Source organism: Cellulosimicrobium cellulans, assembly GCF_007679345.1.
Taxonomy (GTDB): domain Bacteria; phylum Actinomycetota; class Actinomycetes; order Actinomycetales; family Cellulomonadaceae; genus Cellulomonas; species Cellulomonas cellulans_A.
Map to the genome: position 1 here is coordinate 138421 of NZ_VEGH01000006.1, position 15005 is coordinate 153425.

Here is a 15005-nt window from a genome sequence, read left to right on the forward strand (position 1 = left end):
CGGGCGGCGCGGGTGGCGGTGGCGCGGCGTGCGGGTGGGGCCGCGGGTCAGCGGACGAGCCAGCCGCCGTCCACGGGCAGGACGGTGCCGTTGACGTAGTCCGAGGCCGCGGACGCCAGGAACACGAAGGCGCCCTGCAGGTCCGCGGGGGTGCCCCAGCGCTCCGCGGGGATGCGGTCGAGGATCGAGCGCTCGCGGACCTCGTCGGCGCGGAGGGCGGCGGTGTTGTCGGTGGCCATGTAGCCGGGGGCGATCGCGTTGGCGTTGACGCCGTGCCGGGCGAGCTCGTTGGCCAGCGCCTTCGTGACGCCCGCGACCGCGTGCTTGGAGGCCGTGTAGCCGGGGACCAGCACGCCGCCCTGGAACGCCAGCATCGAGGCGATGTTGATGATCTTCCCGCTCCCCTGGTCGACGAACCGGCGCGCGGCCGACCGGGACAGGTGGAACACGGCGTCCAGGTTGATGGCGAGCACGTCGTCCCAGTCGGCTGCCGCATGCTCCAGCAGCGGTGCCCGGCGGATGATGCCGGCGTTGTTCACCAGGACGTCCACGCGGCCGAGCCCGTCCACGACGGCCTGCACGTCGGCGTCCATCTCCTCGGGGGTGGCGTGGATCAGGTCGCGCTCGAGCACGAGGCACCGCCGGCCGAGCGCGCGCACGGCCTCGGCGGTCCCGGTGCCCGCGACGTGGTCGAGCAGGGCGACGTCGGCGCCGGCCTCGGCGAGCGCGAGGGCGGCGCCCCGGCCGAGGCCGCGCGCGGCGCCGGTGACGAGGGCGACCTTCCCGTCCAGGCGGAAGGAGTCGAGGATCACTGCGGGCCTCCAGGGGTGTCGGGGCGGGGCGCCGACGGGGGACCGTCGACGAACGTGGTGGTGAGGGACCCCAGGCCGGTGACCGTGATCGTCACGGCGTCGCCGTGCCGCAGGGGCACGTGCGCGGCGGCGGCCTCGGGGAGCTTCGCGGGCGTGCCGGTGGCGATGACGTCGCCGGGCTCGAGGGTGAGGACCTGGCTGAGGTGGTGGACCAGGAACGCGGGGGAGAACACCAGGGCGTCGGTGCTCGACCGGACGGTGACGACGCCGTCGCGCTCGACGGTGAGCTCGCGCCCGGTGACCGGCAGCGCCTCGTCGGCGGTGACGACGGCGGGGCCGAGCTGGCCGAAGCCGTCGACGCACTTGCCGAGCGTCCACTGCGAGGTGCGGGACTGCCAGTCGCGGGCGGACACGTCGTCGAAGAGCGTGAGCCCGCCGACGTGCGCCTCGGCCTCGGCCAGCGGGACGCGGTGGGCGCGCCGCCCGACGACGACGGCGATCTCGCCCTCGTAGTCGGCGTGCCGCACGGCCGGCGGCAGCACCACCGGGTCGTGGGGGCCGCACAGGGTGTTGGGGGTCTTGACGAAGACGTTCGGGACCTCCGGCACGTCGTCCGGCGCGCGGTCCCGGCCGAGGTGCCCGGCGTAGCTGTGGCCCAGGCAGAGGATCTTCCCGGGACGCACCGGCGGCGCGAGCCGGACCGTGGCGGCGTCGGGCAGGCACGCGGGGTCGGCCGCGCCCACGGCCTCGTGCGCGGCGGTGAGCAGCGCGGGGTCGCGCAGCAGGTCCACGACGCCGCGGCCGGGCAGCACGGGGGCGAGGTCGAGCAGCCGGTCGCCGCCGGGGCCGGCGACGAGGGCGCCGGGGCGGACGGCGTCGCCGGCGTGGTGGCTGACGAGGCGCACGGGGGTCTCCCTGGGGTCGGGTCCGGGCGGGGCCGCGGGTGGGTCGGAGCGGGTGGGGTCGGGACGGGGCCGGGGCTCGCGGCGCGAGTCCCGGCCCCGGGCGTCAGGAGATCGCCGTGCCGACCTCGTCCAGCCAGCGCTCCGCCGCCTCGCGCGGGGTGATCCGCCCGAACAGCACGTCGGAGTTCACCCGCTGGGTGATCTGCGTCGTCTCGCCGGCGCCGACCGGCGGGACAGGGGTCCCGTCGACGATCGTCGGCTCGATCTCGGCGACGAAGTCCGCGCCGACCCGGTCGGCGTCCGACAGCAGCGGCAGGACCGCCTCGCGCACCTCGGTGTTGGACGGCAGGCCCCGGTCCATGAGGATCAGCTCGCCCGCGGTCGTCGAGTTGATGAGGAAGTCGACGAGCAGCGCGGCCTCCTCCGGGTGCGGGCTGGACTCGGCGACGGAGTAGTACATCGTCGGGTACAGGTAGGCGCCCGTCCGGACCCCGTCCGCCTCGCCCGGCGGCCGCAGCAGCTGCAGGTCGCGGCCGGCGGCGCTCTGGATCGCGTCGAGCTGGTTGGACCAGAACCACGCCATCGCGCCCTGACCGGTCGCGGGCAGCGAGCCCTCGACGCCGGCGGCGTTGATCTCGGTGGACACCGACGCGGACGGCTCGCCGCCCGACTCCATCAGGTCCACCGAGCGCTGGAACCACGCCTCCACGGTGTCGACCGAGACGCCGAGCTCGCCGTCCTCGGTGAACACCTCCTCGCCGTTCTGCCGCGCCATGATCTTCAGCACGACCTCGAGGAAGCTGTAGTTCTGCACGCCGAACAGCTCGCCCCCGGACCCCGCGGAGATCGCGTTCGCGACCGCCTCGTAGTCGTCCCAGGACCAGGTGGTGTCGTCCGGGAGGTCGACGCCCGCCTCGGCGAAGATCGCGGGGTCCGTGACCAGCGCGTGGCTGCTGACCCCGGTCGCGATCCCGACGAACGTGCCGTCGACCTCGCCGGACTCGATCACCGACGGGTCGATGGCGTCCGTCGCGATGTCCAGCTCGCGGAGGTCCGCGAGCAGCCCGCGGCTGGCGTACTCGGCCAGGAACCGCTCCTGCTGCGTGATGACGTCCGGCAGGCTCCCGCCGGCCGCCGCCACGTTGAGCCGCTCGAAGTAGTTGTCCCAGCTGGTGAAGTCCGGCTCCACCGTGATGTGCGGGTACTCGGCCTCGAAGGCCGCGATGACCTCCTCGGTGATCTGCTGCCGCGTGTCCGAGCCCCACCAGGCGAAGGTGATCGTCACCTGGTCCGGGTCGTCGGACCCGCTCGTGCTGCCCCCGGTGCCCGGGCTGCCCGAGCTCCCGCACGCGGCCAGCGTCACGGCCATCGCCGTGGCGGCGACGGCCGCGCCCAGCCGACGCGCGCGCGCCGTCCCTCGTCCTACCTGCATCAGCGTCCCTCTCGTCGTCGAGTCGTGCTCTGCGGTGCGGCCGATCACTTCATCCCCGTCGTCGCGATGCCCTGGACCAGGTACCGCTGGCCGAAGAGGAAGACCAGGAAGATGGGGACGAGCGTCACGATGGACATCGCGAACATCGGTCCCCAGTTGCTGCCCGTCGCCGGGTCGAGGAACAGGCGCAGCGCGAGCGGCGCCGTCCGCATCTCGTCCCGGGTCAGGAAGATGAGCTGGCTGAAGAAGCCGTTCCACGTCCAGATGAAGGTGAAGATCGCCGTGGTCGCGAGGGCGGGGACGGCATTCGGCAGCATCACCGAGAAGAAGATGCGCGGGTGGCCGCAGCCGTCGATCCGCGCGGCCTCCTCGAGCTCGTTCGGGATGCCGCGGAAGAACTGCACCATCAGGAAGATGAAGAACGCGTCGGTGGCCAGCAGCTTCGGGACGATCAACGGCCAGAACGTGTTGATCCAGTCCATCTGCTGGAACATGATGTAGCGCGGCACGATGATCACGTGGATCGGCAGCATGATGCTGATGAGCATCATGGCGAACCACATGTTCCGGCCCCGGAACCGCAGCCGGGCGAAGGCGTAGCCGGCCATCGAGCAGGTGACCAGGTTGCCCAGCAGGCAGCCGGCGACGATGACGGCGGAGTTGAGCATGTACCGGCCGAAGGGCTGGGACAGCGCCTCCCAGCCGCTCGCGTAGTTGGAGAAGTCCCACTCGGTCGGCAGCACCGACAGGTCGCGGAAGATCAGCTCGGTCGGCTTGAACGAGCTGCCGACCAGCCAGATCAGCGGGTAGATCATGATCACCGCGGCGACGATCATGGTGGCGTGGCGCAGGGTGGTGCGCAGGACCGAGCGCCACCGCTCGCGGCCCGGCCGGACGGGGCTGTCGTCGGCGAGGCGGCGGATGCGCGTGGGCAGGTCGGGGGAGGTGGTGGTGGTCATGGCGCTGGACTCCTCTCAGTCCTCGTAGAAGACCCAGAACTTCGAGGCCCAGAAGTTGATGGCGGTCAGCACGAGCACGATGAGGACCAGGACCCAGGCCATGGCGGCCGCATAGCCCATGCGCAGGTTCGTGAACCCCTCCTGGTACAGGTAGAGGGTGTAGAAGAGCGTCGAGTCCGACGGTCCGCCCGTCCCGTTGGACACCACGAACGCCTGCGTGAACGACTGGAACGCGATGATCACCTGCATCACGAGGTTGAAGAAGATGATCGGGCTCAGGAGCGGCAGCGTCACCGAGCGGAACTGCCGCCAGCGCGAGGCGCCGTCCAGCGAGGCCGCCTCGTAGTACATCTCCGGGATCTGCCGCAGGCCGGCCAGGAAGATGATCATCGGGGAGCCGAACGTCCACACGTGCAGCAGGACGAGCGTCCACAGCGCGGTGTCGGGGTGCGAGACCCAGCCCATGCCCTGGATGCCGAACAGGCCGAGGAACGCGTTGAACAGCCCGTCCTCGCCGAACACCTGCCGCCAGAGGATCGCGATGGCCACCGAGCTGCCGAGCAGCGAGGGCAGGTAGAAGACCGAGCGGTAGAACGTCATCCCGCGCAGGCCGCGGTTGAGCAGCACGGCCAGGCCCAGCGCGACGACCAGCTGCAGCGGGACGCCCGTGACGACGTACAGGAACGTCACCCGGAGCGACTCGTGCAGCCGGGTGTCGGTCAGCATCGCCGTGAAGTTGTCGAGCCCGATGAACGTCGGCGACGTCAGCAGGTCGTAGTCGGTCGTCGCCAGGACCAGCGACGCGACCAGGGGGATCAGGGTGATCCCGAACAGCCCCAGGAACCAGGGGGCCAGGAACGCCAGCGCCGCACGCTGATCGGACTTGCGGAGGTTCGAGACGGCCGCGATCTTCGGGCCGCCGCGCTTGCTGCGCATCGTGCGGAGCTCGTTGAGTGCTGTCATGGACACACTTCCTCGTGGTCTGGCTGCATCGGTTCTCAGGAACCGGTTCCGGACGTTACCCGAACGGGTGAACGCCCTGTCCAGCCCCAGTCGCCCGATCCGGCGTCCGATCGCGGATCCGGCGGTAGAGCGGGCCTCGAACTGGGCCCTAGGTCCCGGTTGCGAGGTGCTGCTGCCGGTGCCGTCGACGCGTGGGTAGGGTGATCGCGAGAAACCCGTTTCTGAGAGAAGGGACCCGCGATGACGCCTCCCCCCGCCCCGCTCGACCAGAACCCGACGGCCCCCCGCCCGCCCGCCTCCGCCTCCGCGCACCCGGACGCCGCCGTCACGCCGCGGTTCGCGCCGGTCCCGCCCGGCCGGCCGCGGCGCCGGTACGCGGTCCTGGGCACCGGGCACCGGGCCGGCATGTACGTGGGTGCGATCACCGGCGCGCACCGGGACGTCGCCGAGCTCGTGGCCTGGTGCGACCCGAACCCCGGGCGGATCGACTTCTACGACGCGGAGGTCGGCGCCGCGCTGGGGCTCGACGGCCCGGCCGGCCTGCCGCGCTACGGCCCGGCGGACCTCGCGCGGATGGTCGCGGAGCAGGCGGTCGACGTCGTGGTGGTGACGACGCCGGACCACCTGCACGCCGAGCACGTCGCCCGGGCGCAGGCCGCCGGGGCGGACGTCGTGCTGGAGAAGCCGATGGCCACCACGGCCGACGGGTGCCGGGCGATCGCCGCGTCCGTGGCCGCCACGGGCCGCGACCTCGTCATGACGTTCAACTACCGGTACGCGCCGCGGAACTCCGCGCTCCGCGAGGTCATCGCGTCCGGGGTGATCGGCAGGCCGACGAGCGTGCACTTCGAGTGGCTCCTCGACACCGTGCACGGCGCGGACTACTTCCGCCGGTGGCACCGGGACCGCGAGGCCTCCGGGAGCCTGCTGGTGCACAAGTCGTCGCACCACTTCGACCTGGTCGGCTGGTGGCTCGACGACGAGCCCGAGCGGGTGTTCGCCTCCGGCGGCCTGCGGTTCTACGGGCACGACAACGCGCAGGCCCGCGGGCTGGGGCCGCGGCCCGAGCGCGGCACCGGCACCACCGGCGACCCGTGGGCGCTCGACCTGCGGGCGGACCGCCGCCTGAAGGGCCTCTACCTCGACGCCGAGCACCACGACGGCTACCTGCGCGACCGGGACGTGTTCACCGACGGCATCACGATCGAGGACGACCTGTCCCTGGTCGTCGACTACCGGTCCGGCGTCTCGATGACCTACGCCCTCAACGCGCACTGCCCGTGGGAGGGGTACTCCGTCGCGGTGAACGGGACCGAGGGGCGGGCCGAGCTGACCGTCGTCGAGCGGGGCGCGGTCTCCGTCGACGCCGAGGGGCGCGTCGTGCTCGACCCCTCGGCCAACCCGCACGCCGTGCCGGTCGCGGCGTCCCGGCCCGAGGGCGAGCACCTGGTGGTCCAGCGGCACTGGGAGGGCGCCCGCGAGGTGCCGATCCCGCGGGGCGAGGGCGGCCACGGCGGCGGCGACGCGCTGCTGCTCATGGACGTGTTCCGCCGGGACCTCCGCGTCGAGGACGACCCGCTGGGTCGCGCCGCCGGGTACGCCGACGGGCTGCGCGCGGTGTCCGTCGGGATCGCGGCCGGCGAGTCCCTGCGGACCGGGCGCGCTGTTAACATCGGCGCACTCGACCTGGGCACCGTGCGCTGAGCCGCAGCACGCGTCCGGCGGAAGGGAGCCGACCGATGCGCACGGGCGCGACCATCAGCGACGTCGCGACGGCCGCGGGGGTCTCCCGGGCCACGGTCTCCCGCGTGATGAACGGCAGCACGGTCGACGCCGAGCTGACCCGCCGGGTGCGCGCCGCCGCCGCGGAGCTGCACTACCGCCCCTCGGTCACCGCCCGCTCGCTGTCCCTCGGGCGGACCCTCGCGGTGGGCATCGTCGTGCCGGACCTGGCGAACCCGATGTTCCAGGCCGTGCTCCGCGCGGTCGCCGACGGGGCGCACCGGCACGGGTACGGCGTCGTCGTCGCGGAGACGGCCGGGCCCGGTCGCGACGAGGTCGACATCGTCCGCAGCACGCGTGCCCGGTGCGACGCGCTGGTCATCGTCGCGCCGCGGATGTCGCAGGAGGTGCTGGGCGGGGTCCTGGACGAGGTCGCCCCGGTCGTCCTCGTCAACCGCACCGTGCCGGGGTCGGCGACCCCGAGCGTCAACGTCGACTACTCGCCCGCGATGTACGGCGTCGTCGAGCACCTGGTGGCCCTCGGCCACCGGGCGATCGCCTACCTGTCCGGGCCCGACTCCAGCCCGTCGAACGTCGCGCGCCTGGACGGGCTCGGGCGGGCGCGGGTCGCCTTCCGGGACGTGCGGTTCTTCACGCTGGCCTGCGGCGCGACGGTCGCCGAGGGGTACGCGCTCGCGCACGCGGCGCTCGCCACGCAGGCGACGGCCGTGGTGGCCTACAACGACCAGGTGGCGTTCGGGCTGCTGGGGCACCTGCACGAGCTCGGGGTGGACGTGCCCGGCACGCTCTCGGTGGTCGGGTTCGACGACATCGAGCTCGCGCGGTACGCGACGCCCTCACTCACCACGGTGCACGTGCCGTACGAGCAGATCGGCGCCCGCGCGTGGGCCCGGCTGCACGCGCGGATCGCCGGGGTCCCGGAGCCGGCACCCGCCGACGGGGTGGACGTCCAGGGCGCCGCGGAGGTCCTGCCGGCCGCACTGCTCACCCGGGCGTCCTCGGCGCCCGCGCCGGCGGCCGGCTGACGCGGAGCGGGGAGCCGCGCGCGGGGGCGGCGCCGACGCGCGCCGCTGCCGGCCACCCGGTGGCCTCGCGTGCCCGCGCTGCCGGGTCGCGCGCGGTACGCCGACGGCCCCCGGCCCTGCCCTCGGCGGTCGGCGGGGGCCGGCGCCGGAAGCCGCAGGCCGCGGGGTCGCCCGCCTCCGCCCGCCAGCCCGGCATCTCCGGAGCGCGGATCAAGGGGTGTCGAGGAACCGGTTTCTCGGGTAGGTTGCCGGTGATCCCGACAGCGAGGTGAGGTCATGCCGTCCCCGTCTTCCCCGCCGCCCGCGGCGCCGCCGGGCGGTCGGGCCCCCGAGGTCGTCGCGCTCGGCGAGGTGATGCTCCGGCTGGACCCGGGGGAGGCGCGCATCCGTTCGGCCCGTGCGTTCACGGCGCACGAGGGCGGCGGCGAGTACAACGTCGCCCGCGCGCTGCGCACGGCGTTCGGCCTGCGGGCCGCGGTGGTCACCGCCCTCGTCGACGACGAGGTGGGCCGGCTGGTCGAGGACCTCGTGCTGGCCTCGGGCGTCGACACCCGCTGGATCCGCTGGTCGCCGGCCGGGGGACCGGTTCCCGGCCGGAACGGGCTGAACTTCACCGAGCGCGGGCACGGTGCCCGCGGCGCGGTGGGCGTCTCCGACCGCGCGCGCACGGCGGCGTCGCGGCTGGCGCCGGCGGACGTGCCGTGGGGCGCGGTGCTGGCGGGAGCGCGGTGGTTCCACACCGGCGGCGTGTTCGCAGGGCTGTCGCCGACCACGACCGCCACGGCCCTGCACGCCGCCCGCGAGGCGCGGCGGCGCGGCGTCCCGGTGTCCGTCGACACCAACTTCCGGCCCTCGCTGTGGCGGGCCCGCGGCGGCCGCGCGGAGGCGTGCGCGACCGCCCGGGCCCTCGCCGCCGGGTGCGACGTGCTGATCGGGTCGGCGTGGGACCTGTTCCCGGACGTGGACGACCCGCCGGCCGAGGACCCGGTCGCCGCCCGCGAGGCGTTCGAGCGCGGCGTCGCGCGGATCCGCACGGTCGCGCCCGGCGTGCGCGTGGTCGCGACCACCTGCCGGGCGGTGCGCTCCGCCTCCCGCAACGGCTGGGGCGCGCTCGGCTGGTCGGCCGCGGACGGGGTGCACGCCTCCGTCGGGCACGGCGACGTGGAGGTCCTCGACCGGGTCGGCGGGGGCGACGCGTTCGCCGCGGGCCTCGTCGCCGGGCTGCTCCGCGGGGCCCCGCTCCCGGAGGCGCTGGACCTCGGGGTCGCGTCGGGCGCGCTGGCGATGACGACCCCCGGCGACGCCGCGCGCGCCCGGTTCGCGGACGTGCGCGACGCCGCGGCCCGCCGCCCGGCGGCGATCGCGTGGTGAGCCGCCGCGGCCTAGGCCGCTCGACCGCGCCCGGCCTCCCCGCCCCCGGCCTCGCCGCACCCCGCAGCACCCGCCCCCGACCGACCGACCGACGGAAGGCCCGCCCATGACGACCCGCCCCGACCTGCTGGTGCTCCGCGACGGGGACGACGTCGCCGTCGCGACCCGCGACCTCGCCCCCGGGGAGCACGCCGCGCCCGCCGCCGGCCCGGAAGTCCGGGTGCGCGACCGGGTGCCGCGGGGCCACAAGGTCGCGCTGCGGCCCGCCACGGCGGGGGCGCCGGTGCGCAAGTACGGCCAGGTGATCGGGGTCGCCACCGCGGACATCGCGCCCGGGGAGCACGTGCACGCGCACAACCTCGGGTACGAGGAGGGGGAGCGCCGGCACGAGCTCGGCGGCACGCGGACCGTGCTGCCCGTGCCGGACGGCCCGCGGCCCACGTTCCGGGGCTACCGCCGGTCGGACGGCCGGGTCGGCACGCGCAACTACCTGGCGATCCTCACGAGCGTGAACTGCTCGGCGTCGACCGCGCGGATGATCGCGGCGGAGTTCCCGCCGAGCGCGCTCGCGGCGTTCCCGCACGTGGACGGCGTGCTCCCGCTGACCCACCAGTCGGGCTGCGGGATGGTGCCGGAGAGCGAGGGTGGCCGGCTGCTGCTGCGCACCCTGCGCGGGTACGCCGCGCACCCCAACATCGGCGCGGTGCTGGTGCTCGGGCTGGGCTGCGAGATGCTGCAGCCGGCGCAGCTGTCCGCGCGCTCGGGCGCCGAGGCGTTCCTGGGCATGCCGTCGGTCGGCGCTCCGGCGCCGGAGCCGGCGGGCGCCGACCTGCTCGCCGCGATCCCCGAGGGCACGGTCGTGCGGAGCCTGACGATCCAGGAGGTCGGGGGCGTGCGGGCCACGGTGCGCGCGGGGGTCGAGGCCGTCCGCGCGATGCTGCCCGCGCTCGACCGGTGCCGGCGGGAGGAGGTGGACGTCCGGGAGCTCGTGCTGGGCCTGAACTGCGGCGGGTCCGACGGCTACTCGGGCATCACCGCGAACCCGGCGCTCGGCTGGGCGAGCGACCGGCTCGTCGCGTACGGCGGCACGTCGGCGCTCGCGGAGACGCCCGAGGTCTTCGGCGCGGAGCACCTGCTGACCCGCCGGGCGGTCGACGCGGACGTGGCGACGCAGCTGCTCGACCGGATCGCGTGGTGGAAGGACTACGCCGCGGCGGGTCAGGGGTCGCTGGACAACAACCCGTCGCCGGGGAACAAGGCCGGGGGCCTGACCACCATCCTGGAGAAGTCGCTGGGCGCCGTCGCCAAGGGCGGTCAGGCGGACCTCGCGGCGGTCTACCGGTACGCCGAGCCGATGGCGCCGCACCGGGGCTTCGTGTTCATGGACACGCCGGGGTACGACCCGGTGTCGGTCACCGGGCTGGTCGCCGGCGGCGCGAACGTCGTCGTGTTCACCACCGGCCGGGGGTCGGTGTTCGGCTGCCGGCCGACGCCGTCGATCAAGGTGGCCACCAACACCGCGGTGTACGAGCGCATGGCCGAGGACATGGACCTCGACGCGGGGCCGATCGCGGACGGCGCGCGCACCGTGGCCGAGGTGGGGCAGGAGCTGTTCGACCGGATCCTCGCCGTCGCCTCGGGGGAGCGCACCGCGAGCGAGGAGCTCGGCATCGGGGTCGAGGAGTTCATCCCCTGGCACGTCGGCACGGTCACCTGACACCTAGGCTGGGGGGCCCGGGGCGGTCGCCCGTCCCGTCCCTTCGCCTCCTGGGAGACCCGTGAAGTACGCGCAGCACATCTCCGAGCTGGTCGGCGGCACCCCGCTGGTCCGGCTCAACGCCGTGACCGCGGGCCTGTCCGCGACGATCCTGGCGAAGGTCGAGTACTTCAACCCCGGCGGGTCGGCGAAGGACCGGATCGCGCTGCGGATGATCGAGGCGGCGGAGGCCTCCGGCGAGCTCCGCCCGGGCGGCACGATCGTCGAGCCGACCAGCGGCAACACCGGCGTCGGCCTGGCCCTGGTCGCGCAGCGCAAGGGCTACCGCTGCGTGTTCGTCTGCCCGGACAAGGTGTCGGAGGACAAGCGGGACGTGCTGCGCGCGTACGGCGCCGAGGTCGTCGTCACCCCGACCGCGGTGCCGCCCGACCACCCCGACTCCTACTACTCGGTCTCGGACCGCCTGGTCACCGAGATCGAGGGCGCCTGGAAGCCGAACCAGTACGCCAACGTGAACGGCCCCGCGAGCCACTACGCGTCGACGGGCCCGGAGATCTGGGCGGACACCGACGGCCGGGTGACGCACTTCGTCGCCGGCGTCGGCACGGGCGGCACCATCACCGGCACCGGCCGGTACCTGCACGACGCGTCCGCCGACCGGGCCGCGGCCGACGGCGGCCCGGTGCGCGTGGTCGGCATCGACCCGCTGGGCTCGGTCTACTCGGGCGGCGACGGGCGGCCGTACCTGGTCGAGGGCGTCGGCGAGGACTTCTGGCCCGCCGCGTACGACCCGTCGGTGCCGGACGAGATCATCGCCGTGTCCGACGCGGACTCGTTCGCGATGACCCGGCGCCTGGCCCGCGAGGAGGCCCTGCTGGTGGGCGGCTCCTGCGGCATGGCCGTCGAGGGGGCGCTGCGGCTGGCCCGCCGGCTCGAGGACGAGGACCCGGCCGCGGCCGCGCGGGCGATCATCGTCGTGCTGCTGCCGGACAGCGGCAAGGGCTACCTGTCGAAGATCTTCAACGACCGGTGGATGCGGTCGTACGGGTTCCTCGACACCGAGGCGGGCGCGACCGTCGCGGACGTGCTGCGCACCAAGGACGGCAGCGTGCCGGCGCTCGTGCACACGCACCCGAACGAGACCGTGCGGGACGCCATCGAGATCCTGCAGGAGTACGGCGTCTCGCAGATGCCGGTCGTCGGCGCGGAGCCCCCGGTGAAGATCGGCGAGGTCGCCGGGTCGGTCTCCGAGCGCGAGCTGCTGGACGCGGTGTTCTCCGGGTCGGCGTCGCTGTCCGACCGGGTCGACCGGCACATGGCCGCCGCGCTGCCGCTGATCGGCTCGGGGGAGTCCGTGCAGTCGGCGCGCGAGGCGCTGCAGAAGCACGACGCGCTCATGGTGGTCGACGACGGGCAGCCCGTCGGGGTGCTGACGCGGCACGACCTGCTGGCGTTCCTGGCCCGCTGACGGGGTTCCCGCGGCTCGTGCGGGCGTGACGGCCGTCCGCCCGCGACTTCGGGTGGCAGGCGCTTACCCGGCCCCGTTAGGTTGGCGCCGAGGCACGAAAGGGGGCGCCTCGGTCCCGCCCGGCGGGCGCGTCGTCGCGCCCCCGCGCGGTCGGGCGCGCCCCGTGCACGGCACGTGAGCGAAGGGGCTCGGCATGACGCAGGCGACCGTCGAGGAGCAGGACTACACCGACGAGGAACGGGCCCAGGTCGTCCGGGCGGAGGACGGGACGCCGGTCGGCGTGGTCCCGCGCCAGCGGTGGACGCCGCTGCGGATCGCGGTCTGGGTCGCGATCTCGCTGGCGGGCGCGGTCGGCTGGACGATGCTCGCGGTCGTGCGGGGCGAGCAGGTCAACACGATCTGGTTCGTCGTCACCGCGGTCGCCACCTACGCGATCGCCTACCGGTTCTACGCGCTGTACGTGCAGCGCCGGATCATGCGGCCGGACGACACCCGCGCCACCCCGGCCGAGCGCGTGGACAACGGCCGGGACTTCGACCCGACCGACCGGCGGGTGCTCTACGGGCACCACTTCGCGGCCATCGCCGGCGCGGGCCCGCTGGTGGGTCCCGTGCTCGCGGCGCAGATGGGCTACCTGCCCGGCACGCTGTGGATCATCCTCGGCGTCGTGGTCGCGGGTGGCGTGCAGGACATGCTCGTGCTGTTCTTCTCCACCCGGCGCGGCGGTCGGTCGCTCGGGCAGATGGCCCGGGACGAGATCGGCAGGTTCGGCGGCACGGTCGCGATGGTCGTCGTCTTCGTGATGCTGATGATCGTGCTGGCCGTGCTCGCGATGGTGTGCGTGAACGCGCTCGCCGAGAGCCCGTGGGGCGTGTTCTCCGTCGGCTGCACCATCCCGATCGCGCTGCTCATGGGCCTGTACCTGCGGTTCGTCCGGCCCGGCGCGGTCACCGAGGTGTCGGTCATCGGGTTCGTGCTGCTGATCGCGGCGATCGTGGGCGGCCGGTGGGTCGCGGAGTCGTCCTGGGGCGAGCACCTGCACCTGTCCCCGGTGACGCTGACCTGGGCGGTGGTGATCTACGGCTTCTTCGCGGCGGTGCTGCCGGTGTGGCTGCTGCTGACCCCGCGCGACTACCTGTCGACGTTCATGAAGGTCGGGACGATCCTCGTGCTCGCCGCCGGCATCGTGCTGGTGCGGCCGATCGCGCAGATGCCCGCCGTCACGGAGTTCGCGTCGAACGGCGAGGGCCCGGTGTTCGCGGGCGCGCTGTTCCCGTTCCTGTTCATCACCATCGCGTGCGGCGCCCTGTCCGGGATGCACGCGATGGTCGCCTCCGGCACCACGCCCAAGATGGTGCAGAAGGAGTCGCAGGTCCGGATGATCGGCTACGGCGGCATGCTGATGGAGTCGTTCGTCGCGATCATGGCGCTGGCCGCCGCGGTGTCCCTGAACCAGGGCGTGTACTTCTCGATGAACGCGCCGGCCGTGACGACCGAGGGCACGTCCATCGGCGCCGAGGCCGCGATCGCCGACCTGGGCGTCACCGACGCGGCGGGCGACCCGGTCGAGATCCGCTGGGACTCCGAGGACGCCGCCGGGAACCCGGTGTCGCTGACCGGCGCCGAGGCCCTCGACAAGGTGGCCGAGGACGTCGGCGAGCCGTCCGTGGTGTCCCGGACCGGCGGCGCGCCGACCCTGGCCGTCGGGATGGCGAACATCCTGCACCAGGTGGTCGGCGGCACCGGGATGATGTCGTTCTGGTACCACTTCGCGATCATGTTCGAGGCGCTGTTCATCCTGTCCGCCGTCGACGCGGTGACGAGGGTCGCCCGGTTCCAGCTGTCCGACGCGATCGGGAACTGGGTGCCACGGTTCCGCGACCCGTCCTGGCTGGTGGGCGGCTGGATCTCGACGGCGGTCGTCGTCGCGGCCTGGGGGTCGCTGCTGCTCATGGGCGTGACCGACCCGCTCGGCGGCATCCGCACGCTGTACCCGCTGTTCGGCATCGCGAACCAGCTCATCGCCGCCGTCGCGCTGCTCGTGGTCACGGTGATGGTGGTCCGCAAGGGCTACGTGCGGTGGGCGTGGATCCCGCTGGTGCCGCTCGCCTGGGACACCGTCGTCACGTTCACCGCCTCGTACCAGAAGATCTTCTCCGGCGTCCCGGCCATCGGGTACTGGGCGCAGCACCGGCAGTACCAGCAGCTGATCGCCGACGGCATCGACGACCCGGCGGCGCTCGCGGACGCGCGGGCGGTGGTCCGGAACACCGCGATCCAGGGGACGCTGTCGATCCTCTTCGTCGTGCTGGTGGCGACGCTCTTCGTGGCGGCCGTCGTCACCGTCGCCCGCGCGCTGCGCACGCCCGGCGGGATCGGGACGTCCGAGGACCCTGCCGAGCCGTCGCGGCTCTACGCGCCGGGCCAGCTGTTCGCGTCACCGCTGGAGCGGAAGGTCGAGGCGGAGTTCGAGCGGCTGGTCGAGGAGGGCCGTGTCGCGCCGGTCGGCGGTGGGCACGGCTCCGGCGGGCGCGGGCACGGCTCCGGCGGGCACGGGCACGGCGGGGGCCGGCCGTGAGCGCGGTGAGGCGGGCGGTGCGCGCCCTGCGC

11 protein-coding genes are annotated in these 15005 nt (G+C 74.2%); 6 read left to right on the plus strand and 5 right to left on the minus strand.

Features of this window, described 5'->3' with window-relative positions:
• Nucleotides 1-47: 47 nt before the first annotated feature.
• The 5 genes from kduD to FS882_RS09840 all read right to left on the minus strand — a co-directional run bounded on the left by kduD (nucleotide 48) and on the right by FS882_RS09840 (nucleotide 5071).
• The gene (kduD, locus tag FS882_RS09820) at nucleotides 48-812 is read right to left on the minus strand and encodes a 2-dehydro-3-deoxy-D-gluconate 5-dehydrogenase KduD (RefSeq protein WP_222848183.1); all 765 of its coding nucleotides are present in this window, start codon (nucleotides 810-812) and stop codon (nucleotides 48-50) included.
• Nucleotides 809-1717: a fumarylacetoacetate hydrolase family protein gene (locus tag FS882_RS09825; RefSeq protein WP_158372883.1), complete on the minus strand. Its 909-nt coding sequence runs from the start codon at nucleotides 1715-1717 to the stop codon at nucleotides 809-811. The genes kduD and FS882_RS09825 overlap by 4 nt, the downstream gene beginning before the upstream one ends.
• Nucleotides 1718-1820: 103 nt before the next feature.
• Nucleotides 1821-3149 carry an ABC transporter substrate-binding protein gene (locus FS882_RS09830; RefSeq protein WP_158372884.1) on the minus strand — a complete coding sequence of 443 codons (1329 nt, stop codon included), beginning with the start codon at nucleotides 3147-3149 and terminating at the stop codon, nucleotides 1821-1823.
• Between the two features lie 44 nt (nucleotides 3150-3193).
• Nucleotides 3194-4108, minus strand: coding sequence for a carbohydrate ABC transporter permease (locus tag FS882_RS09835; protein WP_158372885.1), 915 nt, complete (start codon nucleotides 4106-4108; stop codon nucleotides 3194-3196).
• 15 nt (nucleotides 4109-4123) lie between these two features.
• The gene (locus FS882_RS09840; RefSeq protein WP_147795795.1) at nucleotides 4124-5071 is read right to left on the minus strand and encodes a carbohydrate ABC transporter permease; all 948 of its coding nucleotides are present in this window, start codon (nucleotides 5069-5071) and stop codon (nucleotides 4124-4126) included.
• A 240-nt stretch (nucleotides 5072-5311) separates the two neighbouring features.
• Between FS882_RS09840 and FS882_RS09845 the strand changes: the two genes are divergently transcribed.
• From FS882_RS09845 to FS882_RS09870, 6 genes are all read left to right on the plus strand, one after another.
• Nucleotides 5312-6775, plus strand: coding sequence for a Gfo/Idh/MocA family protein (locus FS882_RS09845; RefSeq protein WP_158372886.1), 1464 nt, complete (start codon nucleotides 5312-5314; stop codon nucleotides 6773-6775).
• Nucleotides 6776-6810: 35 nt separating this feature from the next.
• Nucleotides 6811-7839, plus strand: coding sequence for a LacI family DNA-binding transcriptional regulator (locus FS882_RS09850; protein ID WP_158372887.1), 1029 nt, complete (start codon nucleotides 6811-6813; stop codon nucleotides 7837-7839).
• A gap of 276 nt (nucleotides 7840-8115) precedes the next feature.
• On the plus strand, nucleotides 8116-9210 hold the full coding sequence (locus FS882_RS09855; RefSeq protein ID WP_158372888.1) for a sugar kinase: 1095 nt from the start codon (nucleotides 8116-8118) through the stop codon (nucleotides 9208-9210).
• Between the two features lie 106 nt (nucleotides 9211-9316).
• Entirely contained in the window at nucleotides 9317-10927 is a 1611-nt protein-coding gene (locus FS882_RS09860) for a UxaA family hydrolase (RefSeq protein WP_158372889.1), read from the plus strand.
• Between the two features lie 61 nt (nucleotides 10928-10988).
• Entirely contained in the window at nucleotides 10989-12395 is a 1407-nt protein-coding gene (locus tag FS882_RS09865; RefSeq protein WP_158372890.1) for a cystathionine beta-synthase, read from the plus strand.
• 193 nt (nucleotides 12396-12588) lie between these two features.
• Nucleotides 12589-14973: a carbon starvation CstA family protein gene (locus FS882_RS09870; RefSeq protein WP_158372891.1), complete on the plus strand. Its 2385-nt coding sequence runs from the start codon at nucleotides 12589-12591 to the stop codon at nucleotides 14971-14973.
• Nucleotides 14974-15005: the final 32 nt, after the last annotated feature.